This window comes from Nocardia sp. NPDC057353, from assembly GCF_042667085.1.
Classification (GTDB): Bacteria; Actinomycetota; Actinomycetes; order Mycobacteriales; family Mycobacteriaceae; genus Nocardia.
Genome location: NZ_JBHVAK010000009.1, coordinates 37,340 through 59,354 on the forward strand (window position 1 = coordinate 37,340; position 22,015 = coordinate 59,354).

Sequence of the window (22,015 nt, forward strand, 5' to 3'; positions counted from 1 at the left end):
CGCTCAGGCCGGGTCGATCCGGAACGGGGCGAGCCGGTCCGCGGCGGCCTCGAACTCGGCGACCGACCCGGTGCGCACCACCCCGGCGTCGCGCATCATCGCCACCCCGCGCGGCACCTGCTCGACGAAGGCGCGCAGGATCGGCCCGCGCTCGGCGACCGGGATCTCCACCATGCGCGCGGTGCGGGTGCGGCGGCCGCTGCGCAGCTCCACGGTGTCCGCGGCGCGCACATTGTGCGCCCAGGCCGAGCCGGGGAGGCCGCTCAGCACGTACTCGGCGCCGTCCAGCCGGAACGGGGTGACCGGGGTGCTGCGCGGCTGCCCGCTCTTGCGCCCGCGCACCGTCAGCACGGTGACCGGACCGGTCGAGAGGCCGATTCGCTGCAGCCCCTTGATGACGACGTTGAAGAACCGCACCTTGCGGGGCAGCGCGACCTGACTCATTCTTCCTCCAGCTCCGGCCAGGCGAGCTCGCCCGACTCCAGTTCGGTGACGATGCCGTGCAGCCACGCCAGTTCGGCGCGCCGCACGGTTTGGGCGTACTCGGCTTCGAGCAGGACCGCGCGCGGGACCGCGGCGGCGCGGGCGATCTCAAGATCGGCGTCGACATCGGCGATCCGGGTGGTGAGCGCCGCCGCCCGATTCCGCAGCAGCGCCACCACCTCGGCGGCGGGCAGGTGCAGGGCATGCGCGAGCCCGGCGGGGAAGACGGGGAACTCCTCGGCCTGCTCGGCGAGGTACTCGCGCAGCTGCTCGGTGAGCTGCGCCCGCCCCGCCGCGGTCACGGCGTAGACGGTGCGCTCCGGGCGGGCGCCGTTGCGGGCCGAGCCCACCGCCTCGATCAGCTCCAGCGCCTCCAACCGGGCGATGGCGTCGTAGAGCGAGCCGCCGCGCAGCCGGACCACGTCGCCGACGTGGCGCTGCCGGATCAGTGCCTGCATCTCGTAGGGGTGCCGCGGGCACTCGGCGAGCAGGCTCAGCACCGCCAGCGTGAGCGGGGTGCGGGCGGCGCGTGGCGGCATGACTCACCTTTGGTCGAGTTCGAATAACCGAGTTCGACTATACGGCTCGGGTGCCGAGTATGGGAAGATCACCGGGCACCACCCGTAACACCAACCCCTCGGATTTCGACGTGCCTGGTGACAAACGGCCCGTCGGGGGGCCTGTCCGTCCGCTCGTCGATTCAGGAACGGATACCGGGATGCCTCTCAGGGATTTCTTCGCGCGCCACCGCATCGCCACCGCGGTCGTCGCGCCCGCCACGCTCGGCGTGGTCGCCATCGTGGCCGCCACCTGGGCCGTCACCGCACCGGAGCGGGACGACGCCACCCAGCTCACCAGCTCGGTCACCGAATGCCACGACATGGTGACCATCTCGGTCGCGGGTCGCAACGACGCGCCCGCCGAGAACAGCACCAAGCTGCTGGTCGACGCCGACGGCAAGCCGCTGCCCGCCGCGCTCGCGGGCGACCACAACAGCGAGTGGGTCGACCCGGTCGTCAACGCCCCCGACGGCGCGGTGGACCCGGACTCGTACGCCGCCGTCTACATCGCCTACCCCGCGAACATGGCCAGCTACGAGGACGCGGTCGAGACCGGGGTGGCGAACACCAAGCAGGTCATGAGCGAGATCAGCGCGGCCTGCCCGGACACCAGGTTCGCCATCGTCGGCTACAGCGAGGGCGCCGACGTGGTGCGCCGGGTCGCTATGGAGATCGGCAACCAGGAGCCCGGCGCCGACGGCGAGTACGGCATCGTCGACCCGGACGACGTGGTCGGCGTGGTGATCCTCGCCGACGCGGGCCGGTCGCCCGGCGACGGCCCGTTCATCGGCGCGGCGAACGCCTGCACCAACCCGGACGGCTTCGACCAGCAGTTCCAGACCGCCGACTGCACCCCGACCTCCGGGCAGGGCGCGGTCGCAGGCACCGCGGGCGGCTTCGGCGCCCTCGACGGCAAGATCGCCTCCTTCTGCTCCGACGGCGACCTGACCTGCGCCGCCCCGGAGAACATCTCGCTGCTGACGCTCGTGGTGAACGTCGGCAGGCAGCTCGACATGGACCGGCTGGAGCGCGAGGGGCTCAACCCCGCGACCGGTCAGGACGTCGCCGTCGCGCTCGGCCGGATCGCGATCGCCGCCTTCGCCGACATCCAGGCCCAGGGGATCGGCACCTGGATGCAGAGCGACGAGACCTTCCTCGACGTGCTGCTGCGGGTCTCCGATCCGCAGTACGACCCGAAGGCCGCCCCGCAGAAGCCCGCCAAGGCCGACGCCATCGCCGCGGACGACCTCTCCCCGCTGGCCTACCTGCCGCAGAAGGTGCTCAACGAGATCGTCGGGCTGATCGCCACCAACGAGAACACCATCCCGGTCGTGCTGAGCGACCCCTACCAGCTCACCCTCGGCCCGAACCACACCGGCCACCACTTCGACTACTGGGACGACGCCGACCCGAAGAACGACCGGCCGCTCACCTCCGCCCAGTACGCCGCCGCCTGGCTCACCCACCTGGCCAAGCAGGCCCAGGCCGGGGAGCCGGTGAACACCAAGGCCAAGCCGGAGCCGGACGACTACGCCACGGTGCAGGCCGCGGTGCAGAGCACGGCCGCCAAGGCGACCACGACCACGGCGAAGCCGAGCGGGACCACCACGACCGGGAGCGGTTCGGCATCGAGCACCACCGCGGGCAGCACCACCTCCGGCACCGGGTCGGCGACCACCACGACGCAGCCGCCGGTGACTACCCCGCAGATCGCGGCGCCGCCCACCACGACGCCGCAGGCGACGACGACCGAACCCGCCGCCACCACGACCGAATCCGGGACGTCGACGACGACCGGCGCGCGCTGAGCGCAGTTCCACCGGCGGCCCCGTCCACGGACGGGGCCGCCGCCGTGCGTGCCGCGGTCGGCGACGCCGCGGCGAGCGCGACATCGGCCGCGCCGTGGTAGAAGTACCGCCCCAGCCCCACGGTGAAGACCAGGATCCCGTACAGCGAGTGCTCGACGGTGGCCGCGAAGAGCGAGCCGGTGCGCTGGTAGCGCAGGGCGAACAGCACCCCGCCCGCACCGCTGAGCAGCACCGACAGCCAGCTGCCGAAGGCGATGTGCACGTAGCCGAAGGCGGCCGCGCTGGCCAGGACCAGGACCGGGCCGTTCCCGAAGACCGCGGCGTAGCGGTCGAAGACGAAGGCGCGGAACACCAACTCCTGCGGGTACACGCTCAGCACCGGGTACAGCACCATGACCGCCGCCCACAGCCCGGGGTGGCGGCGCGGCAGCTCGAACAGGTCGGCGGGGCGCAGCGCGGCCACCGCGGCGGTGAGCACCGCCCCGCTCGCCCCGACCAGCAGCAGCATCGGCCCGACCTCCGGCCCCAGCGCCTCCGCGCGCCAGAAGTTGCGCCGGTCGAAGGTGGCCGAGCGGCGCAGCTGCCTGGTCACCCCGATGCCGAGCGCGACGAGCACCGGAATCGGCGAGGTGCCGCGGAACCGCGCGCTGTAGAGCGCGGCGCCCCCACCGAAGAGCAGCGCGAACTCCGCGCCGAGGTACAGCCGCCGCGAGATGTGCACGGACCAGAGCGTAACCGCCGTCCAGCACCCCGCGCCCGCCCGAATTGTCCGGTCAACCGGGATTCGAGCCGGTGGCCATCGCCCCTTGCCCCACCGTTCATCGGCCCGTCGTTCGATGGCGGCATCGGCTGCCGTTCCGGCCCTACTCCAGGGTGAAGGTGGCTGTCGGCGCGGAGGCTTCGCCCTCGGGGCCGAGGGCGTTGTAGGAGAGCGTGTAGGTGCCGGTGCCGGGGGAGGCGACCACGAAGACCGCGAGGAGGTCCGGGTTGTCGATGGTCTGGCCGGCGCCGAGCAGCTCGTTGATCGGGCCCTTGAAGTCGGCGGGCAGGGTGCGGCCGTCCGGGGTGCGGATGCTGAAGTACTGGTAGTAGACGTTGGTGCCGCCGTCCGGGATCCCGCTGCCACCGGTGAGCGTGACCTGCAGGGACAGGTCGGATCTGCCGCGGTCGCCGGTGCTGTAGCTCGGGTGCAGGGTGGCGCCGGTGACGGTCGCTGTGGTCTCGCCCTGGGTCACGGTGGCCGAGACCGGGAAGCTGCGCGGCTCGACGCTGCGCACCTGCTCGTCCTCCGCCAGCGGGATGATGGTCTGGTTGTCGGCGGCGGTGCCGTAGACGACGGTGATGGTGTCGATCAGCCGCTCGGCGTCGTCCAGCGCCCGGACCGGCGTCTCGGCCCTGCCCCTGCCCTTGCCGCCAGCGGCGACGGTCGGGCTGTCGAAGGTGGCGCCGCCGTCCAGCTCGCCGTTCACCAGCAGCGTCGGGGTGAGCCCGAGCATGCGGTCGGTGCGGCCGTCGTTGACGTAGGTGATGTCGATGGCCACCTGGGCGCCGCCGTACTCGTCCGGGACCACGGTGGCCTTGTCGACGGTGATGGTGAAGCCGTCGTACCAGCCGGTCTTGCCGACGGTGCGCACGGTGGCCTGCTCCGAGCGCCCGCCGGGCGCCCCGGCCGGGGCACCGGCCGACGAGGTGGCCGACGAGCCCGCGGGCGTCGCGGTCCCCGCGGTCTCGTCGTCGCAGGCGGTGAGGGTGAGGACGGCGAGGGCGAGCGCCGCAGCGGTCGCGGAGATCCGGACGAGGGGAGTGGGCACGGCTGCCTCCAGGGAACGCGGACCCGGCCGGCGTGATCCGGGTTCGGGCGCGCGGCGGGTACTGCCCGAAGATATCCCCGCGCGGGCCCGCTGTTAACCGGAGCGCCCGAACCCGCGCCGCCGGGATACCCGGCGGCGCAGCCGGTCAGCGCCGCGGCGCGGTGTAGTCGATCAGCTTGTCGGCGTTGGCGAGCGAGGTGACCACGCAGGTGCCGAGCGGGCCGGTGCGGTCGTACATGGTCGCGGTGCCGATCGAGACGCCGTCGGTGGCGAGCGAGTCCTCGGCGCGCAGCCCCAGCTCGAAGCCGATCGGCAGCCGGGAGAGCGTGAGCGTCATGTCGGCGTTGATGTAGCCCGCGCCCTCGGAACCCCAGTGGCAGATGTGGTTGGCGGTGTCGCCGACCATGGCGGCGTGCTGGAACGGGGTGAGCTTCTCCCCGGCGACCAGGGCGGGCATGGCGTGCCAGGAGATCTTGCGGTCCGCGTTCTGGTGGTCGCCGTACTCCCGGGACCACTCCCGCTCACCGCTGCGGAACAGCGGGCGCGCGCCCTCCGGCGGGACGATGCCGACCGGCGGCACCGGCAGCTCGCGCTCGGGGCGCCACAGCTCTCCGGGCGGGGTGGCGCCGGTGCTCAGGAAGACCACGGTCGAGCGGGCGCGCACCTCGCCGTCCTGCACGATCCGCGCGTCCGCGACGGTGATCCGCCTGCCGGTGCGCACCACCTCGCTCTGCACGGTGATCGGCCGGTCCCACACCGGGCGGAACAGGTCGGCGGTCATCCGGGCCGGGACGAAACCCTCCGGGCAGTACCGCTCGACCTCGCGCGCCATCAGCCCGCACACGCCGGGGCCGCCCAGGTGCCCGCCGCCCCAGCCGCTGCGCGCGACCTTCTCGGGAACCACCGTGTCGCCGTCCGGCGTGAAGAAGCTGACCATCGATCCTCCTGTGCTGCGACGATCGACATTACCCAGTCTCGGACGGGTGTCCATTCACCGCCCGCGCCGCGATGCCGCCGATCAGCGCCAGCTGGACCTGAATCCTGGTTTCCCGCCACGGCGACGACCACAGGTAGAGGTTGACGGCAACCACTTCGACCGCGAGGATATCGCCCACCTCCGGCCACTGTTCCGCCGGGCGGCGCACGCTGAGCAGGTCCATGAAAGCGTCGGAGACCGAACCGATGTCGACGAACAGCCCGGTGATGCCCGGGCCCCACGGCACCGACGTCACGGTGCCGGTCAGCCGCGTCCCCACCGGCAGCGGGCCGGTCGTGTGGCGGGTGAATCGGCGCTGCCGCGCGGCGTGCTCCCACACCCGATCGAAATCCGCCTGCGACACGTCGACGGCATCGGCCTGGACAGCGACGGCCGTGCCCTGGATCGCGTCGTAGAACGCGACGCCGCGCGCGCCGTACTCGTTCCGCACCCGCTCGCGGTCCTCCACCGAAACCGCGGTAGCGGCGCCCCCGGCACAACCGTCGATCGCAGGTCCCGGCGGGTCGGGTGCGGCCAGGGGCAGCCTCTCCAGGAAGACCGCCTGCCGCAGCACCGTCCCGTCGGCGCCGACCTCGGACCAGGTCCACGCACCCGCATCGGGGGCGTGCGCTCGGAGCAGGCGCAGCACCCGCCGACGCTCCTCGCCCAGGATCGGCGCGCCGGTGCGGCGGTGCGGCAAGCGGGCGGCTGCGCTCACGCGCCGACCGAGGAGAGCAGCATGGGGAGGGCGTTGTTCATCTGGATCTTCCAGGCGTCCCAGTTGTGGCCCTGGCTGGGCACGTGGCGCTCGTCGACCTGGGCGCCCGCCTCCTGGAGCGCGTCGACGAAGCGGAAGTTCTGCTCGTACGCCTTCCGCTCGATCGCGTCGCCCTCTCCGTAGGAGACGAAGAGCGGGATATCGGTGAGTTCGTGCACCTGGCTGTACGGGTTGTTCGCCAGCCAGATGTGCTCCTGCGCGGGCAGGTCGCCCCAGACCCGCTTCCAGTCCGCGCCGCACCCCTGACCGGGCAGGTCGGGCCCGCCCGGTGCGCCCGACTCGTGCAGCGGATCCACGTTCCCGCTGAACGACGCCGCCGACCGGAACCACCCCTGGTACTTCGCCGCAAACTTCATGGCACCGAGCCCGCCCATGGAATTCCCTGCGACGGCGCGCGTCGTATTCGCCTTGTACGTCGACTCCAGTACCGTGCGCACATCGCCGAGCAGGTACTTCTCCCAGGCGGGCGCACCGGCGGCGCCGTAGTTCCACCAGTCGCTGTACGCGCTGCACCAGCTGGTCTCGGGCAGCACGACGATGGCGTCCCTCCCGGCGGTGAGCGCCGCCAGATCGCCCTTGTCGCTCCACGACCTGTGGTCGTCGAACCCGCCGTGCAGCACCCAGATCGTCGGCCAGCTCCGGTCGGCCTCCTTCGACCAGCCGGGGGGCAGCAGCAGCCGCACCACCTTGACCGACCAGTCCGGCCCCTCCAGGTTCGGCGAGGAGATCCCGATGTCGAGAATGCGGTCGCTGACCCGGTTCTCCCAGCGCACGATCGCGCTCGCCGACGCGGGCGCGGCGGGAACGAGAAGTGCTGCCGCGCCGAGCAATACGGCGAGCACGAGCAGCGCTGTCCTGCGCAGAGCGGACATCGGAGTTCCTTCCGTCGGGCCGTGCCGTCACGGTATCCGGGAACGGCGCCGTCCGAATGCCCCCGGAATTACCGTGGTGGTAACCCGGCGCCGCTAGCGTGGCGCCGTGGCGAAGAGCGGGATCGAGTACACCCCGGACCGGCGCGACCCGCGGAAGGTCCGGCTCTACGACGGGCTGCCGGAGCGTGTTTCGCGGGCCGAGGTCACCTTCCGGGCCGACGGCGGAATCCGCGGCAGCCGGGCGGTGCCCGCCTCGCAGGCCGAGTTCGCGCAGCTGCGCACCGCGGTCGACACCGGCTACGAGGGGCCGTGGAGCTCGCCGAGCCGGATCAGCGTCTCCGAGGGGCAGTACTACGTGCGACAGGCGGAGCAGCGGATCGCCGAGCGCACCGCCGAGATCCAGCGCCGGGCGGCCCGGATCGACCTCGACTGCCCGTGGTGCGAACGGCCGCGCACCTACCTCGGGCAGATCGGTTTCGTCACCGGGCACACCGGGTTCATGACCGACGCGCCGAGCGAGCTCGGCCAACTGGTGGACGAGCAGCACGCCTACCGCTGCGACGGCTGCGGCTCGCTGCTCTACTTCGCCGACGGCATCCTGCCGCACCCGCTGCCCGGCCGGACGAAGCCGTGATCAGGGTCCGCTGATCCCGATGCCCGCGGCCAGCTCGGCGAGCAGCGCCTCGAAGACCGCGTCCGGGTCGCGCACCCGCATCGGGTAGTTGCCGAACACCTCGAGCGTCACGTGGCCGTAGAGCCGGGCCCACAGCGTCATCATCAGGTAGGTGACGCCGAGGTCGAGCTTCTCCGCCGGGAACTTCTGGCCCGCGGCGGCGAGCATGGCGAGCAGGTCGTACTGGTAGCCGACCAGGTCCGCGCGCAGCGTCTCCGGAATGTCGTCGGTGGGCGGCAGCGCCAGGTCGTGAGTGGCCAGCAACCGGCCGACGGAGGCCAGGAAGACCCGGCCGAACGGCTCCTCGAAGCGCCGCGTCTCCGGCCGGCCGTGCTGCGGCGAGGCGAAGACCAGGGTGAACTCGTGCGCGTTCGCCAGCGCCCAGCGCCGGAACCCGCGGCACAGCGCGAAGAGCTGGCCGAGGCCGTCGTCCGGCAGCTCGGCCGCCTCGGCGGCGAGCCGGTCGGCGAGCGCGAGGCAGATGTCCCGGCGCAGCGCCGCGACCAGCTCGTCGCGCGAGCCGTAGTACCGGTACAGGGCGGGCGCGGTGACGTTCAGCGCGCCCGCGATGGCGCGCAGGGTGAGCGCCTCGGGGCCGTGCGCGGCCAGCTGGGCGCGGGCGACCCGCCGGATGTCCGCGTCGCTGACCGCGGGCGCCCGGCCCCGGCGGGCCGTCATCCCGGACTCGTCATTCGTAGGCGACCTGCCAGCTCTTGATCCCGTTCAACCACCCCGAGCGTAGCCGGACCGGCTCGGAGAGCTGGCGCAGATCCGGCATGACGTCGGCGATGGCGTTGAAGATCAGGTCGAGCTGCAGCCGGGCCAGGTTGGCGCCGACGCAGTAGTGCGTGCCGGTGCCGCCGAAGCCGACGTGCGGGTTGGGGCTGCGGGTGATGTCGAAGGCGAACGGGTCGTCGAAGCGCTCCTCGTCGAAGTTGGCCGAGGCGTAGAAGAGCCCGACCCGCTGGCCCGCCCCGATGTGTTGGCCGCCGATCTCGGTGTCCCGCAGCGCGGTCCGCTGGAAGGCGACCACGGGGGTGGACCAGCGCACGATCTCGTCCGGCGCGGTCTTCGGGCGCTCGGCCCGGTACCGCTCCCACTGCCCGGGGTGGTCGACGAAGGCCTTCATGCCGTGCGTGGTCGCATTGCGGGTGGTCTCGTTGCCCGCCACCGCGAGCAGGATGACGAACCAGGCGAACTCCTCGGAACCGAGCGCCTCGCCCTCGATGTCCGCGGTGACCAGGGTGCTCACGATGTCGTCGGCCGGACACCTGCGCCGCTCCTCGGCCAGGTTCCAGGAGTAGCCCATGATCTCGGCGGTGGCCAGCTTGTGGTTGCCGTCGAACTCCGGGTCGTCGTACCCCATCATCTGGTTCGACCAGTCGAAGAGCTTGCCGCGGTCGGACTGCGGCACGCCGAGCAGCTCGGCGATCGCCCGCAGCGGCAGCTCGCAGGCGATCTGCTGGACGAAGTCGCCGCCGCCGGTCCGCTTGGCCTCGTGCACGATCCGCTCGGCGCGTTCGTGCAGCGCGTCGCGCAGGGTCTGCACGGCGCGCGGGGTGAAGCCGCGGGAGATGATCCGGCGCAGCTTGTCGTGCGCGGGCGGGTCGGTGTTCACCAGCATGGCGCGCTGGATGTCGATCTCCTCGCGGGTGATGTCGCCGTTGAACCGGATGACCGCGGTGTTGGCATTGGTCGACCAGGTCTCGCTGTCCTTCGAGATCTGCTTGATGTGGTCGAGCTTGCTGACCACCCAGTACCCGCCGTCGTCGAAGCCGCTCACCCCGTTCGGCTGGTCGACCCACCAGACCGGGGCGGTGCGGCGCAGCTCGGCCCACTCCTCGATCGGGAGCCGGGTGGCGAGCAGGTCGGGATCGGTGAAGTCGAAGTCGTGCGAGACGGACACGGGTACCTCCTCGGAACAGGTTCCTCGCAGTGAACCACATCACTCCCGTCTTTGTGAATAGCATTTACTAAATGACGTTCACCGCTATTATCGGTACCCCTTACGGGTATGCTTGCGGTATGACGGTTCTGGTTCTCGGTGGGTACGGCGCGGTGGGGCAGCATCTGATCGGCGAACTCCGCGGCGCGGGCACCACCGCGCTGGCGGCCGGGCGCGATCCGGACCGCGCCGACGTCCGGGTGGACCTCGCGGAGGCGGAGCTCGGCTCGCTCCGCCGGGCCGCCGCGGCGGCGGAGGTGGTGGTGAACGCCTCCGGCTCCGAGGACCCGCGGGTCGCGACCGCCGTCGCCGCCGCGGGCGCCGCCTTCGTCGACATCTCCGCCACCTCCGACTACCTCGCCGAGCTGGAGCGGCTCACCCCCGCCGCGCCGGTGCTGATCGGTGTCGGGCTCGCACCGGGGTTGACGAATCTGCTGGCCGCGGCGGTGCACGCGGCCGCGCCGGGGCCGGTGGACATCGGCGTCATGCTCGGCGCGGGGGAGAAGCACGGCGCCGCCGCCACCGCGTGGTCCTACGGACTGCTCGGCCGCACCTTCCGGGACGGCGCGGGGACGGTGCGCAACTACACCGCCCCACTGACCTTCGACCTGCCCGGCCACGGCCGTCGCCGGATGTACCGCACCGACTTCGCCGACCAGCACGCGCTCACCCGCGATCTCGGCGTCCCGGTGCGCACCTACTTCGCGCTCGACTCCCGGCTGGCCACCGCCGCGCTCAGCACCGCCACCTGGATTCCCGGCGCCAGGCACATGCCCCGCACTGTGCCGATGCCAGGTACCGACGAGTGGATCGCCCTGGCCCGCGGCGGTTCAGGGGAGCTCCGCTGGGCGCGCGGTTGGAATCAGTCCGCGGCCACCGCCGCGCTCACCGCCGTCGCCGTCCGGGCGGTGACCGCGCTCGGTGTGGGCGTGCATCAGCAGCACTCGGTGCAGACCGTGCACGACGTGACCGGCCTACCCGGGATCGAGTTCGGCTCGTGCTCGGCCGAGGTCGCGTAGCCGGACCGGTCAGGTCACCACCATGACGGCCACCGCGGTGACCCCGACGACCACGATGATCTTGCGCAGCAGCGCCGGGCCGAGCCGCCTGCCGAGCCGCGCCCCCGCTGTGCCGCCCAGGCGGAAGCTCATGGCCATGACGGTAGAGCGTGGACATTTCGGTACCCGCTGAAGTATCCGGCGCGCATGAGGTGCGGGCGTCGCGGGGGCTGCGGCGGGAACTCGGGATCGAGTCGTAGGGTGGCGGGGTGGAGGTCGGACAACCGAGCAGGACCGCGCTGGCCGTCGCCCGGGCGCGGGCCCAGCACCAGACGCTGGACGATCCGCGCGTCTTCACCGACCCCATCGCGACCCGAATCGTCGCGGGCACCGAGCCGACCGGTGAATTCGACCGCGGCGTCGACGCGGAGGCGGCGCGAGTCCGCCGTTTGACCATCGCCGCCCGCAGCCGGTTCGCCGACGACCGGGTGGCTGCGGCGGTCGCGGGCGGCACCCGCCAGGTGGTGGTGCTCGGCGCCGGGCTGGACACCGCCGCCTACCGCAACCCGCACCCGGACGTCCGCTATGTCGAGGTCGACCACCCCGACACCCAGGCATGGAAGCGAAACCGGTTGCGCGAGGCCGGGATCGAAGTGCCGCCGACGCTGACCTTCGCCCCCGTCGACTTCGAGCGGGCGACCCTCGCGGACGGGCCGGCCGCCGCCGTGCTCGACCGCGCGGCCGACACGGTGTTCGTCTGGCTCGGCGTCATCGTCTACCTGCCCCGCGCCGCCATCGACGACACTCTCGGCTACATCGCGGGCCGAAAAGCCGACCTCGTCTTCGACTACCCGGTGCCCCCCAGTCCGGAGGTGTGCGCCCGCGCCGAGCGGGTCGCCGCAGCGGGCGAGCCCTGGCTCAGCTACTTCACCGCCGACGAAATGCGGACCTTGCTGGAAGGTTTCGGCTTCACCCTGCTCGAGGACCGTCCGGCCGGAGAGCTGCTCGGCGAGTACGGCGCCCCCACTGCGCACCCCATCGGCTCCGGCATCCGCCTGGTGCACGCCGCTACGCGCTGACCAGGACCGAGACCACCACCTCGCGCTCGGTGGAGAGGAGGTAGTGCACGCGCAGCGCGCACCCGACCTCGACCCCGCCGAGCGCGGCGGCGGGCAGGTACTGCTCGGTGCGGGTGTGGAAGGCGCTCCCGTCCGGGCGGATGACGAGCAGGCCGAGCAGCACCAGCGGCCTGCCCGCCTGCACCGGGCCGGGGACGGCGAACCAGCGCACCACGGCCTCGGCGGCTACCCCGCGCTCGGTGCGGTCCAGGTCGAGCCGGACCCGGCGGGCGGTGCAGTGGACCGGGAGGACGACGCCGGGGCGCAGCAGCGACATCTCGCTCAGCGGGACCTCGAGCACGGCGTCGGTGTCGAAGCGGCGCCCGCCCGCGTCGACGGTGAGCGCGAGCCGCAGCCGCGGCCTGCCGCGCACACTGCTGCCGGTGTGCCGCACCGCGCGGACGGTGGCGAGGCCGGGGAGCGGCGCTGGTTCGGGGCGGGCGCGGAATCGCATGGTCGGCACTCCGGGGCTGCGGGGGCGGGGTCCGGACGACCGTAGGGGCGGGCGGCGCCCTACCGATCCCGGGTTCGCGCCGAAAATGGTTGGCGGCGGCGCAGGCTGGTTGCCTACAGTTCTGTCCAGGCAATCCGCGGTGGGCGGGCCGGAGTCGGTCGGTTACCACTTTCAATGGAGCGGTCGCAGGTTCGAGTCCTGCCGGGAGCGCGCGCTCCCGTAGCTCAGATGGCAGAGCACTTATCGCCGGTCGGCACACCACGACCGCCCACCCCGGATCGCCGTGACCGCACGGGAGGAGGAACCACCATGGACGTGCTGTCGAAGATCAATCGCCGGAAGACCACACAGCGCGAGCGCGCGCGTCCGGACCAGGTGCCGAACTCCGCGGGCGGCTTCGTCTTCCCGGTGACGCCCGAGGTGCGGCTGCGCCGCTTCCTGACGCTCGGCACCGACGGCGGCACCTACTACGTGAACGCGCGCGACCTCACGGCGGACAATGCCGAGGTCGTGCTCACCTTCGCGCGGGAGCGCACCGCCGACCTGGTCGACGAGGTCGTCGCGATCTCGACCTCGGGTCGGGCGCCGAAGCAGAACCCGGCGCTGTTCGCGCTCGCCGCCGCGGCCTCGCTCGGCGACGCCGACGGGCGGCGCACCGCGCTGGCGGCGCTGCCGCTGGTGGCGCGTACCGGGACGCACCTGTTCCTGTTCGCGCGCTACGTCGAGCAGTTCCGCGGTTGGGGCCGTGGCCTGCGCCGCGGTGTCGCGGGCTGGTACACCGGCAAGTCCGTCGACGATCTCGCGTTCCAGGCGGTCAAGTACCGGCAGCGCGAGGGCTGGACGCACCGCGACCTGCTGCGGCTGGCGCACCCGCTGACCACCGAGGACGACCGCAAGCGGCTCTTCGACTGGATCTGCGGGCGCGAGCCCGCGGTGGCCGGGCTGTGGATCGTCGAGGGGTTCGAGCGGGCGCGGACGGCTCCGGTCGCCGCGCTGCCCGGGCTCATCCGCGAGTACCGACTGTCCTGGGAGATGCTGCCCGACCACGCGCTCGGCGAGCGCGTGGTGTGGGAGGCGCTGCTGGACAACGGGATTCCGCAGACGGCGCTGCTGCGGCAGCTGCCGCGGCTGACCGGGCTCGGGCTGCTCGACCCGCTCGCGGACCGCACCGACGCGGTGTGCGCACAGCTCACCGACGCCGAGCGGCTGCGGCGCGGCCGGGTGCACCCGATCTCGGTGCTGGTCGCGCTGCGCACCTACGCCTCCGGGCGCGGGGTGCGCGGCGGCGGCACCTGGCAGCCCTCGCGGCCGGTGGTGGACGCGCTGGACGCCGCGTTCTACGCGGCCTTCGAGGCGGTCCGGCCGACCGGGAAGCGGCACCTGCTCGCGCTCGACGTCTCCGGGTCGATGGGGGCGATGATCGCGGGGCTGCCGATCAGCGCGCGGGAGGCGTCGACCGCGCTCGCGATGGTCACCGCGGCCACCGAGCGGCGGTACAGCGTGGTCGGCTTCACCGCCGCGCGGAAGCGGGGGCAGGACGGGCTGCGGAAGTTGGCGATCGGGCCGCGGCAGCGGTTGGACGACGTGCTGAAGAGCACGGCGAACCTGCCGTTCGGCGCGACCGACTGCGCGCTACCCATGCTGCACGCGCTGCGCCACGGCCTCGAGGTCGACGTGTTCTCCGTGTACACCGACAACGAGACCTGGGCGGGGTCGACCCACCCCTTCCAGGCGCTGAAGCAGTACCGCCGCGAGGTCAACCCGGCCGCGAAGCTGGTGGTGGTCGGGATGACCGCGACCGGTTTCAGCATCGCGGACCCGTCCGACGCGGGCATGCTCGACGTCGCGGGTTTCGACGCGGCGGTGCCGACCCTGCTGGGCGACTTCGCCCGCGGGTGACCTGAGATCCCGCTCCCTCGCCGGGGAGCGGGATCTCGGCGTCGCGGGGTCAGGTCGCGGCGACCACGCCGGTCGCGAGCAGCGCCATGACGACGATCCCGAGGATGATCCGGTAGCCGACGAACCAGTAGAACGAGTGGTTGGCGACGAACTTGAGCAGCCAGGCGATCGCGGCGTAGCCGACCACGAAGGCCAGGATGGTGGCGACCAGCAGCTGGGGGCCGGAGGCGTTCAGCCCCTCGCCCGCCGGTTCGAAGGCGTCCGGGAGGCTGAAGAGCCCGGAGGCGGTGACCGCCGGGATGGCGAGTAGGAAGGAGAACCGCACCGCGGCGGCGCGCTCCAGCCCGAGGAAGAGCCCGGCGGTGGAGGTGGCGCCGGAGCGGGAGACGCCGGGGATCAGCGCGAGGCACTGGGCCAGCCCCATGATGATCCCGTCCCTGGTGCTGAGCTTCTCCAGCGGCCGCTCCTTGCGGCCGAAGTACTCACCCGCGGCGATGACCAGCGCGAACACGATGAGCATGGTCGCGACCAGCCACAGGTTCCTGGCGCCGGTGCGGATCTCGTCCTTGAAGAGGAAGCCGAGCAGCCCGATCGGGATGGTGCCGATGATGACGTACCAGCCCATGCGGTAGTCGAGGTCGCGCTGCGCGTCCCGCTCCGGCGCGTCGGTGACCACCGGCAGCTTCATGGTGGCGGGGTCGTTCGGGTTGTAGACCGGCAGCTTCGTGGTCACCTGGTCGGTGATCGGCACCGACTGCTCGGCGGGGTTCCGCTTCCCGCGCAGCCGCTCACCGATCCCGGCGAACCAGGCGACGACGATGCGCGCGATGTCCTTGGCGAAGTAGACCAGCACCGCCGCCTCGGTGCCGAGCTGGGTCACGGCGGTGAAGGAGGCGCCCGCGTCGTCGCCGAAGAAGACCGACGAGACGATCCGCAGATGCCCCGACGAGGAGACCGGCAGGAACTCCGTGAGCCCCTGCACCAGCCCGAGTACCAACGCCTGTACCCAGGTCATCGACTCGCCCACGCACCCTCCACACTCTCTCGTCCGCGATGTCCTCAGCGACGGTACAGGGCCGGGGGAGAATGGCGAATTCCCCGTTCGACCCGGTCCGGAGCGCCGGTGTCAGCGCCGCGCGGCACTCACCGGGGTGCGGGTCGGCACCGCCGCGATGGCCTCGGCGATCACCGGGAGCACCTCGGCCGCGGTCATGTGCCAGTGGTCGGCGCGCACCGGGTGGTCGCGCACGGCGCCGGTGACCGCCTCGGTCCAGGTGCGCGCGCACCGGGATTCGGCCGGGTCGTGCGCGGCGGCGCTGAAGAAGACCAGGTCGCCGTCGAAGCGGTGCGGCCGGTAGGCGGCGACCAGGTCGAGCGAGCGGACCCCGGCCTCCAGGATGTGCCGGAGCCGGGCCGGGCCGAGCGATCCGAAGGGCTCGGGCAGCCGCTCCAGGTGCGCGGCGAGGTCGGCGGGGTCGGCGCCCGCCAGGGCGGCCGGGTCGACCAGGCCGCCGAGCAGGTCGGCGAGCACGACGGCGCCGGAGCGGTCGGCGGGCACCTCGAGCGAGCTGTCCAGCATGCCGAGCAGCGCCACCTCCTCGCCCGCGCGCTGCAGTTCGACGGCGACGGCGTGCGCCAGCACCCCGCCCAGCGACCAGCCGAGCAGGTGGTACGGCCCGGCGGGCTGCACGGCCCTGAGCTCGCGCACGCAGAGCCGGGCCCACTCCTCCAGCGAGTCCGGCAGCCCGGCGCCCGCCAGCGCGGGGGACTGCAGGCCGTACAGCGGCCGGTCCCGCTCCAGGTGCGCGGCGAGTCCGGCGAACGACCAGGCCATGCCGCCCGCGGGCGCGAAGCAGAACAGCGGCGGCGCGGCGCCGCCGGGGCGGAGCGGGAGCAGCAGGTCGAAGGCGCCGTTCCGGTGCGGCTCGCGCGCGGCGAGCCGTTCGGCCAGCTGAGCCGGGGTGGGAGCGGCGAAGAGCCAGGCCACCGGCACCCGCGCGGCCTGCACCCGCTCCAGGCGCCCGGCGAGGGCGACGGCGAGCAGCGAATTGCCGCCGCACGCGAAGAAGTGGTCGTCCAGCCCGACCCGCTCGAGCTTCAGGACCTCGGCGAACGCCGCGCACAGCGCGCGCTCCAGTTCGGTGCGCGGAGCGCGGTATTCGTGCTCCGCGAAGACCGGCTCGGGCAGCGCGGCCCGGTCCAGCTTGCCGTTGCCGGTGAGCGGGAGGCGGTCGAGCACGACCAGGGTGGCGGGCACCATGTAGGAGGGCAGCCGCGCCGCGACGTGGTCGCGCAGCTCGTCCGGGTCGACGGCCGCACCGGCGGGCACCACGTACCCGACGAGCCGATCGGGCGCGCGTACCAGCGCGACGGCCTGCGCGACCGCGGGGTGCGCGGCCAGCGCGGCCTCGATCTCGCCGAGCTCGATCCGGAAGCCGCGCAGCTGCACCTGGAAATCGGTGCGGCCGAGGTACTCCACCGCGCCGCCCGGTGTCGCCCGCACCAGGTCGCCGGTGCGGTACAGCCGGGAACCGTCCGCCGCGAACGGGTTCGGCACGAAGCGGCCCGCGGTCAGCCCCGGCCTGCGGTGGTAGCCGCGGGCGAGCTGCGCACCGGCGATGTAGAGCTCGCCCGCCACGCCTGCCGGTACCGGCACCAGCCGCTCGTCCAGCACGAACTCGGTGACCCCGCGGATCGGCGCGCCGATGGTCACGGCCTCGCCCGGCCGCAGCGGGGCACTGATATTGGTCATGATCGTGGTCTCGGTCGGCCCGTAGCCGTTGTGGAACGCCCGGCCGCCGGTGGCCCAGCGCCGCACCAGCTCCGGTGGACACGCCTCGCCGCCCGCGATCACCACGCGCAGCTCGTCCAGCCCGGCGGGCTGCACCGACGCCAGCGCGGCCGGGGTGACGAAGGCGTGCGTCACCCGCTCCCGGCGCAGCAGCCGGGCCAGCTCGTCGCCGCCGTACACGGCCGGGTCGGCGACCACCATGGCCGCGCCGCCGCCCACCGCGAGCAGCAGCTCCAGCACCGAGGCGTCGAACGAGGGCGAGGCGAAGTGCAGTGTGCGGGAGGCGGTGTCGACGCCGTACCGCTCGCGCTGCTCGGCGCAGAACCCGGCCAGCCCGGCCTGGGTCACCACGACGCCCTTGGGCGAGCCGGTCGAGCCCGAGGTGTAGATGACGTAGGCCGGGTGCCCGGCCCGCAGCGACCGCACCCGGTCGGCGCTCGTGACCGCCTCCGGGGAGCGCTGCTCGACCTCGGCGCGGAAGGCCGGGCTGTCCAGCATGAGCCAGCGGACGTCGCCGCTGAGCCCCGGCCGCACCGCCGACACGGTGAGTCCGAGCGTGGCGCCGCAGTCGGTGAGCATGTGCCGCACCCGGTCCGCGGGGTAATTCGGGTCGACCGGCACGAACCCGGCGCCGGTCTTGGCCACCGCCCACACCGCGAGCACCGACGCCACCGAGCGCCGGATACCGATCGCCACCAGGTCCTCCGGGCCGATGCCGCGGGCGATGAGCGAGCGCGCCAACCGGCTCGACCGCGCGTCCAGCTCGGCGTAGGTGAGCCGCTCGGTGCTCTGCTCCGCCCCGGCGTAGACCACCGCGTCGCCGCCGGGATTCGCCTCCACCGCGGCGGCGAGCAGCTGCGGCAGTCTGAGCGCGCGCGGCGCACCGGTGCGGGCGGGGCGGGTGCGGGCGGGACGGGTCATCGGGGCACCGCGGCCATCGACCAAGAACTCCTTCACTCCGCCGACGCCGCGGCGACAGCGGTCCTGCACGGCCCCGCGCAGAACCGACTTCAGTACGGGAAAGGTCAGGGTATGCGGCCCGGAAGTTCGGCGCATGCCGACCGTAAGGCCGGCGCGGGCGCGGCGCTCGCTAGGTGGTCGACATCACCGGTGTGCGGCGCCGCTTGAACCTGCGGGTAACCCGCCACATGAGGTAGAGGAGAGCGGCCAGCAGAACGGGGATGACTACCGGCAGCACCATGGCGAGCAGCGCCGTCCAGAAGGTCAGGACGTTCTCCACGATCGAGACGACGGGGTTGGTCAGGCCGCCGGTCGTCGCGGTGCTGGCTGCGCGCACGCCGGTCTGGGTGGCGCTGAAGGTGAGCGCGGTCGGGGCGCCGACGATGATCCCGGCGAGCGCGGCGGTGGCGGGGTCCGCGGCCTGGAACACCGAGCCGGCGGCGATGGCGCCCGCGATCGGCCCCGTGATATTTCCCACGATCGACAGCAGGTTGTCCACGTAGGGGATGAGATCCGCGAGCAGCTCGGCACCGGTCGCGATCGTGAGCGCGACCAGCGCGCCGGTCGAGCCGATCCAGGCGAAGGACTCGTTGAGGTCGAGGCCGAACAGGTCGAAACGCGCGGCGGCGCTGAGCATCAGCAGCGGAAGGAAGGCGCGGAAGCCGCAGGCGGCCGCCAGGCCCAGCCCGAGGAACAGCGGAAGCACCCAGCTACTCATGATTGCGAGTGTAGGTGCGGGTTTCGGGTGGTTGTCCGGATCGTTACTCCGGTGCCTCCGCCCGCCGGGCCCTGGCCCGGCGCTTGCCCTCGTGCATGGCGGCCACCCTGGCCACCGGGATGGTCCGGCCGTGCTCGATCAGCTCGGCGGGCAGCCGCTGCGGCGCGGGCATGGCGGCCGCCCAGGGGTCGCGCCCGGCCAGCGCGTCGAGCGCGCTGCGCACGGTGAAGTCGGCCGGGGTGACCCGGTCCAGGTCGGACCAGTCCAGGGGGAAGGAGACCGGGGTGCCCGCCCGGAAGCGGGGGCTGTAGGCGGCGACCACGGTCGCGCCGCCCGCCCGCGTCGAATCGACGAAGACCTTGCCCTTGCGGTCCTCGACGATGAAGGCCGTGGTGGCGAGCTCGGGGTCGAGCGCCTCGGCCCTGGCCGCGAGCGCCCTGGTCGCGGCCGCGACGTCGTCGACGGGTGCGCCGTCGTCGACCGGGACGAAGACGTGCACGCCCTTGGCGCCGCTGGTCTTCACCGCGCCCGCCAGCCCGCAGTCCGCCAGCGCCCGCCGGACCAGGTGCGCGACGGCGACGACGGCGGCGAAATCGCTGCCCGGCGGCGGGTCCAGATCGAGGATCAGGTGGGTGGGGCGGTAGATGTCGGCGGCCAGGCCGAGCGTGGGGTGGTACTCGATGGCGCGCTGGTTGGCGAACCAGAGCAGGGTGCGCCGGTCGTCGCAGAGGGCGTAGCGCACCTCGCGGTGCGAGGACTCGGCCCACATCGACACCGTGCGCACCCACTCCGGGGTGTACTTGGGGACGTTCTTCTGCATGAACGGCGCGCGCCCGCGCAGCACCCGGAGCACGGTGAGCGGGCGGTCGGCGAGGCCGGGGAGGATGCGGTCGGCGACGGCGTCCAGGTAGTCGATCAGGTCGCGCTTGGTCGCGCCCGCGTCCGCGCTCAGCGGCTGGTCCAGATTGGTCAGCTCGACCCCGTCGCGCTGTTCACCGGCGCCCATGCGCTCACCCTACCGTCACAATTCCCGCGCACCGGGCAGGTACCCCGTCACAAAGCCACCCGTTTCCGATGCCAATGCCGGGCGCGCGACATTCGTGAACCGTCCAGACAAGGGCACATTCGGCGCTCGCCGCGGTTCTGCCGCTCGACCATGGACGCATTCGTGCACGCGCTGACCCAGGGGAATTCCGTGGCCGGTAAACATCGCTCGCCCGCACCCCGTTCCCGGCGTCGGGTGGGCGGCGCACTGCTCGGGCTGGCCGCGGTATTCGCCGTTCCGGCCACCGCTTCCGCCGACAACGCGCCGGAATCGCTGCTCGCGGGGCTGATTCCGGCCGGGGCGACGGCGGTGGCCGGGCCGCCCGCGGTGCGCGGGCCGGAGACCGCGGTGGTCGTCCTCGGCTACGGCCTCCTTCCGGACGGAAGCATGCGGCCGGAATTGCTGGATCGGCTGCGGGCCGGTTATGTCCAGGCGCTGCTCGCGCCCGCCTCGCCGGTGATCGTCACCGGCGGAAATCCGCGGCAGGGCGTCACCGAGGCGGCGGTGATGGCGGAATGGCTGATCGCGCACGGAATCGCGCCTGGCCGCGTGCACATCGAATCGCGGGCCGGGTCCACGGTGCAGAATGCCGAATTCACCGCGCTGATCCTGCGCGACATCGGCGTCAGGGACGCCGTCGTGGTGACCTCGGCGGACCACATGGCCAGGGCCCGGCTGCAGTTCGACGCCGCGGGCATCGTGGTGATCGCCGGGCTGACCCCCGAGCAGCTCCCGGCCCTGGTCCGGCAGTTCGGCCCGTAGGACTCGGTGCGCGGCCCGCCCGCGTACGGTGGACCGGTGGCGCTGCGTGCGGTGATCTTCGACTTCGACGGCCTGATCCTGGATACCGAGACCCCCGCCTACACCTCGTGGCAGGAGACCTACCGCGGGCACGGGGCGGCGCTGGACCGGGAGCTCTGGACCGCGAACATCGGAACCCACGGGTGGGACGCCGCCCGGCACCTGGAGGAGCTGCTCGGGAGGCCCATCGATCACGCGGAGCTGCGTGCCGCCCGGCTGACCAGGCACTACGCGCTCATCGATGCGGAGGTGGTCCGGCCCGGTGTGGTCGGGTGGCTGAACGAGGCGAAGGAGCTCGGGCTCGCGGTCGGGCTGGCCTCCAGCTCCGGCGAGCAGTGGGTGGGGCCGCACCTGGAGCGGCTCGGGCTGCGCGAGCACTTCGCCGTGCTCGCCACCGGGGACCGGGTGCAGCGGGTCAAGCCCGATCCCGCCCTCTACCGGCTCGCCCTGGACAGCCTCGGTGTCGACCCGGGCGACGCCATCGCCGTCGAGGACTCCGCCAACGGCATCGCCGCGGCCAAGGCGGCCGGGCTGCCCGCCGTCGCGGTGCCGAACGCCATGACCGTCGAGCTCGACTTCTCCCGCGCCGACCTCGTGCTCGACTCGCTCACCGACGCCGGGATCGCCGAGGTCGCGGCCCGGCTCGGGCTCTAGCGGAGGGCCCGGCTCAGCCGGATCGCGCCGAGCAGGAAGGCGGCCTGGCCCGCGGTGTTGGTGAGCTGCTCGATCCACTGCAGCGTGACGGTCTGATCCGCCCTGGCGCCGAGCGGGCCGAGCACGAAGAACACCGCGATCTGGGCGCCGAACAGCACCGCGGCGAGCGTGTCGCCGCGGGCCCTGGCCAGGTTGATGAGCCGGACGGCGGTGAGCGTCGCGAAGATGGTGGTGCTCACCAGCATGGGCAGCACGTCGGCGACGAGCAGCGCGGTCGCGGCGCAGGCGCCGATGACCGCGGCGGTGATCGCTGCGCGGGTGCGCGAGATCCCCGGATTGCGGGTCAGTTCCAGGTAGAGCAGGGCGAAGCCGAGCGTCAGCAGCGGGAACAGCGCCGAGCGCAGCCAGATCAGGTCGGGGCCGTCGAGCGCGACCACGAGCTTCGCGGTGGCCTTCGCGAAGCCGCCCGCGCCGATCAGCGCGGCCGCCGCGATCGTCCCCGGCGTGCCGGTGACCCGGCGCAGGAAGAGCACGCCGACGGTGGTGCAGACGACCGGGACGAAATCCTCGACGGCCAGGGAGACGGGGTAGTCCAGCGCGGCGGTCATCGAGCGCGCGCCGCGGAGTCCGATCCGATGTGCTGCAACGAGCGCTCCTGTCCGTCCGGCGCC

Annotated in this window: 23 protein-coding genes; 7 read left to right on the forward strand and 16 right to left on the reverse strand. The window is 73.0% G+C overall.

The features are described from left to right. Positions 1-3 precede the first annotated feature (3 nt). Together ACFUUZ_RS06590 and ACFUUZ_RS06595 are read right to left on the reverse strand one after the other, a co-directional pair. Positions 4-444, reverse strand: coding sequence for a nitroreductase family deazaflavin-dependent oxidoreductase (locus ACFUUZ_RS06590; protein WP_378693218.1), 441 nt, complete (start codon positions 442-444; stop codon positions 4-6). After that, positions 441-1,022: a PadR family transcriptional regulator gene (locus ACFUUZ_RS06595; RefSeq protein ID WP_378693220.1), complete on the reverse strand. Its 582-nt coding sequence runs from the start codon at positions 1,020-1,022 to the stop codon at positions 441-443. The genes ACFUUZ_RS06590 and ACFUUZ_RS06595 overlap by 4 nt, the downstream gene beginning before the upstream one ends. Before the next feature lie 179 nt (positions 1,023-1,201). Here ACFUUZ_RS06595 and ACFUUZ_RS06600 point away from each other — a divergent pair, with 179 nt between their 5' ends. Then, positions 1,202-2,851 carry a cutinase family protein gene (locus ACFUUZ_RS06600; RefSeq protein ID WP_378693221.1) on the forward strand — a complete coding sequence of 550 codons (1,650 nt, stop codon included), beginning with the start codon at positions 1,202-1,204 and terminating at the stop codon, positions 2,849-2,851. Here ACFUUZ_RS06600 and ACFUUZ_RS06605 read toward each other — a convergent pair. From ACFUUZ_RS06605 to ACFUUZ_RS06625, 5 genes are all read right to left on the reverse strand, one after another. Next, a complete protein-coding gene (locus ACFUUZ_RS06605; RefSeq protein ID WP_378693222.1) occupies positions 2,742-3,572 on the reverse strand; it encodes a CPBP family intramembrane glutamic endopeptidase in 831 nt (276 codons plus the stop codon). The two genes, ACFUUZ_RS06600 and ACFUUZ_RS06605, sit on opposite strands and share 110 nt — an antisense overlap. Positions 3,573-3,714: 142 nt before the next feature. After that, positions 3,715-4,662, reverse strand: a complete 948-nt coding sequence (locus ACFUUZ_RS06610; protein ID WP_378693224.1) for a hypothetical protein — start codon at positions 4,660-4,662, stop codon at positions 3,715-3,717. A 145-nt stretch (positions 4,663-4,807) separates the two neighbouring features. Continuing rightward, on the reverse strand, positions 4,808-5,599 hold the full coding sequence (locus ACFUUZ_RS06615) for an acyl-CoA thioesterase domain-containing protein (protein ID WP_378693226.1): 792 nt from the start codon (positions 5,597-5,599) through the stop codon (positions 4,808-4,810). 28 nt (positions 5,600-5,627) lie between these two features. Then, positions 5,628-6,287, reverse strand: a complete 660-nt coding sequence (locus ACFUUZ_RS06620; RefSeq protein WP_378693228.1) for a hypothetical protein — start codon at positions 6,285-6,287, stop codon at positions 5,628-5,630. A 65-nt stretch (positions 6,288-6,352) separates the two neighbouring features. Next, the gene (locus ACFUUZ_RS06625) at positions 6,353-7,288 is read right to left on the reverse strand and encodes an alpha/beta hydrolase (protein WP_378693230.1); all 936 of its coding nucleotides are present in this window, start codon (positions 7,286-7,288) and stop codon (positions 6,353-6,355) included. Positions 7,289-7,394: 106 nt separating this feature from the next. On the opposite strand from ACFUUZ_RS06625, the gene ACFUUZ_RS06630 reads away from it, so the two are divergent. Next, positions 7,395-7,922 (forward strand): hypothetical protein, encoded by a 528-nt coding sequence (locus ACFUUZ_RS06630; RefSeq protein WP_378693233.1) that lies wholly within the window; start codon positions 7,395-7,397, stop codon positions 7,920-7,922. On the opposite strand, the gene ACFUUZ_RS06635 is transcribed toward ACFUUZ_RS06630, so the two are convergent. Together ACFUUZ_RS06635 and ACFUUZ_RS06640 are read right to left on the reverse strand one after the other, a co-directional pair. Next, positions 7,923-8,639, reverse strand: coding sequence for a TetR/AcrR family transcriptional regulator (locus ACFUUZ_RS06635; RefSeq protein ID WP_378693235.1), 717 nt, complete (start codon positions 8,637-8,639; stop codon positions 7,923-7,925). Positions 8,640-8,649: 10 nt separating this feature from the next. After that, positions 8,650-9,867 (reverse strand): cytochrome P450, encoded by a 1,218-nt coding sequence (locus ACFUUZ_RS06640; RefSeq protein WP_378693236.1) that lies wholly within the window; start codon positions 9,865-9,867, stop codon positions 8,650-8,652. Positions 9,868-9,986: 119 nt separating this feature from the next. Between ACFUUZ_RS06640 and ACFUUZ_RS06645 the strand changes: the two genes are divergently transcribed. Next, the gene (locus ACFUUZ_RS06645; RefSeq protein ID WP_378693237.1) at positions 9,987-10,925 is read left to right on the forward strand and encodes a hypothetical protein; all 939 of its coding nucleotides are present in this window, start codon (positions 9,987-9,989) and stop codon (positions 10,923-10,925) included. A 9-nt stretch (positions 10,926-10,934) separates the two neighbouring features. Here ACFUUZ_RS06645 and ACFUUZ_RS06650 read toward each other — a convergent pair whose 3' ends face one another. Continuing rightward, positions 10,935-11,057: a hypothetical protein gene (locus ACFUUZ_RS06650; protein ID WP_378693239.1), complete on the reverse strand. Its 123-nt coding sequence runs from the start codon at positions 11,055-11,057 to the stop codon at positions 10,935-10,937. A 116-nt stretch (positions 11,058-11,173) separates the two neighbouring features. Here ACFUUZ_RS06650 and ACFUUZ_RS06655 point away from each other — a divergent pair, with 116 nt between their 5' ends. After that, on the forward strand, positions 11,174-11,983 hold the full coding sequence (locus ACFUUZ_RS06655) for a class I SAM-dependent methyltransferase (protein ID WP_378693241.1): 810 nt from the start codon (positions 11,174-11,176) through the stop codon (positions 11,981-11,983). Here ACFUUZ_RS06655 and ACFUUZ_RS06660 read toward each other — a convergent pair. Next, entirely contained in the window at positions 11,973-12,476 is a 504-nt protein-coding gene (locus ACFUUZ_RS06660; protein WP_378693243.1) for a hypothetical protein, read from the reverse strand. The two genes, ACFUUZ_RS06655 and ACFUUZ_RS06660, sit on opposite strands and share 11 nt — an antisense overlap. 309 nt (positions 12,477-12,785) lie before the next feature. Here ACFUUZ_RS06660 and ACFUUZ_RS06665 point away from each other — a divergent pair, with 309 nt between their 5' ends. Next, positions 12,786-14,375 carry a TROVE domain-containing protein gene (locus ACFUUZ_RS06665; RefSeq protein ID WP_378693244.1) on the forward strand — a complete coding sequence of 530 codons (1,590 nt, stop codon included), beginning with the start codon at positions 12,786-12,788 and terminating at the stop codon, positions 14,373-14,375. Between the two features lie 49 nt (positions 14,376-14,424). On the opposite strand, the gene ACFUUZ_RS06670 is transcribed toward ACFUUZ_RS06665, so the two are convergent. The 4 genes from ACFUUZ_RS06670 to ACFUUZ_RS06685 form a co-directional block, all read right to left on the reverse strand. Beyond that, a complete protein-coding gene (locus tag ACFUUZ_RS06670; RefSeq protein WP_378693410.1) occupies positions 14,425-15,390 on the reverse strand; it encodes an undecaprenyl-diphosphate phosphatase in 966 nt (321 codons plus the stop codon). Between the two features lie 111 nt (positions 15,391-15,501). After that, positions 15,502-18,087 carry an amino acid adenylation domain-containing protein gene (locus ACFUUZ_RS06675; RefSeq protein ID WP_378693246.1) on the reverse strand — a complete coding sequence of 862 codons (2,586 nt, stop codon included), beginning with the start codon at positions 18,085-18,087 and terminating at the stop codon, positions 15,502-15,504. A gap of 169 nt (positions 18,088-18,256) precedes the next feature. Continuing rightward, complete coding sequence (locus ACFUUZ_RS06680) at positions 18,257-18,844, reverse strand: DUF4126 domain-containing protein (RefSeq protein ID WP_378693248.1); 588 nt, start codon at positions 18,842-18,844, stop codon at positions 18,257-18,259. Positions 18,845-18,887: 43 nt separating this feature from the next. Continuing rightward, complete coding sequence (locus ACFUUZ_RS06685; RefSeq protein WP_378693250.1) at positions 18,888-19,850, reverse strand: DNA polymerase domain-containing protein; 963 nt, start codon at positions 19,848-19,850, stop codon at positions 18,888-18,890. Positions 19,851-20,000: 150 nt separating this feature from the next. Here ACFUUZ_RS06685 and ACFUUZ_RS06690 point away from each other — a divergent pair, with 150 nt between their 5' ends. Beyond that, positions 20,001-20,651: a YdcF family protein gene (locus ACFUUZ_RS06690; RefSeq protein WP_378693251.1), complete on the forward strand. Its 651-nt coding sequence runs from the start codon at positions 20,001-20,003 to the stop codon at positions 20,649-20,651. Between the two features lie 36 nt (positions 20,652-20,687). Continuing rightward, positions 20,688-21,344 carry an HAD family hydrolase gene (locus ACFUUZ_RS06695; protein ID WP_378693252.1) on the forward strand — a complete coding sequence of 219 codons (657 nt, stop codon included), beginning with the start codon at positions 20,688-20,690 and terminating at the stop codon, positions 21,342-21,344. On the opposite strand, the gene ACFUUZ_RS06700 is transcribed toward ACFUUZ_RS06695, so the two are convergent. Further along, positions 21,341-21,952 (reverse strand): hypothetical protein, encoded by a 612-nt coding sequence (locus ACFUUZ_RS06700; RefSeq protein ID WP_378693254.1) that lies wholly within the window; start codon positions 21,950-21,952, stop codon positions 21,341-21,343. The two genes, ACFUUZ_RS06695 and ACFUUZ_RS06700, sit on opposite strands and share 4 nt — an antisense overlap. Between the last annotated feature and the right edge of the window lie 63 nt (positions 21,953-22,015).

Coding starts and splice junctions, on each gene's coding strand:
- ACFUUZ_RS06675 (WP_378693246.1), bottom strand. CDS start 18,087: ATGACCCGTCCCGCCCGCACCCGCCCCGCCCGCACCGGTGCGCCGCGC.
- ACFUUZ_RS06685 (WP_378693250.1), bottom strand. CDS start 19,850: ATGGGCGCCGGTGAACAGCGCGACGGGGTCGAGCTGACCAATCTGGAC.
- ACFUUZ_RS06600 (WP_378693221.1), top strand. CDS start 1,202: ATGCCTCTCAGGGATTTCTTCGCGCGCCACCGCATCGCCACCGCGGTC.
- ACFUUZ_RS06615 (WP_378693226.1), bottom strand. CDS start 5,599: ATGGTCAGCTTCTTCACGCCGGACGGCGACACGGTGGTTCCCGAGAAG.
- ACFUUZ_RS06635 (WP_378693235.1), bottom strand. CDS start 8,639: ATGACGGCCCGCCGGGGCCGGGCGCCCGCGGTCAGCGACGCGGACATC.
- ACFUUZ_RS06650 (WP_378693239.1), bottom strand. CDS start 11,057: ATGAGCTTCCGCCTGGGCGGCACAGCGGGGGCGCGGCTCGGCAGGCGG.
- ACFUUZ_RS06665 (WP_378693244.1), top strand. CDS start 12,786: ATGGACGTGCTGTCGAAGATCAATCGCCGGAAGACCACACAGCGCGAG.
- ACFUUZ_RS06690 (WP_378693251.1), top strand. CDS start 20,001: ATGGACGCATTCGTGCACGCGCTGACCCAGGGGAATTCCGTGGCCGGT.
- ACFUUZ_RS06595 (WP_378693220.1), bottom strand. CDS start 1,022: ATGCCGCCACGCGCCGCCCGCACCCCGCTCACGCTGGCGGTGCTGAGC.
- ACFUUZ_RS06645 (WP_378693237.1), top strand. CDS start 9,987: ATGACGGTTCTGGTTCTCGGTGGGTACGGCGCGGTGGGGCAGCATCTG.
- ACFUUZ_RS06660 (WP_378693243.1), bottom strand. CDS start 12,476: ATGCGATTCCGCGCCCGCCCCGAACCAGCGCCGCTCCCCGGCCTCGCC.
- ACFUUZ_RS06590 (WP_378693218.1), bottom strand. CDS start 444: ATGAGTCAGGTCGCGCTGCCCCGCAAGGTGCGGTTCTTCAACGTCGTC.
- ACFUUZ_RS06625 (WP_378693230.1), bottom strand. CDS start 7,288: ATGTCCGCTCTGCGCAGGACAGCGCTGCTCGTGCTCGCCGTATTGCTC.
- ACFUUZ_RS06680 (WP_378693248.1), bottom strand. CDS start 18,844: ATGAGTAGCTGGGTGCTTCCGCTGTTCCTCGGGCTGGGCCTGGCGGCC.
- ACFUUZ_RS06670 (WP_378693410.1), bottom strand. CDS start 15,390: ATGACCTGGGTACAGGCGTTGGTACTCGGGCTGGTGCAGGGGCTCACG.
- ACFUUZ_RS06700 (WP_378693254.1), bottom strand. CDS start 21,952: ATGACCGCCGCGCTGGACTACCCCGTCTCCCTGGCCGTCGAGGATTTC.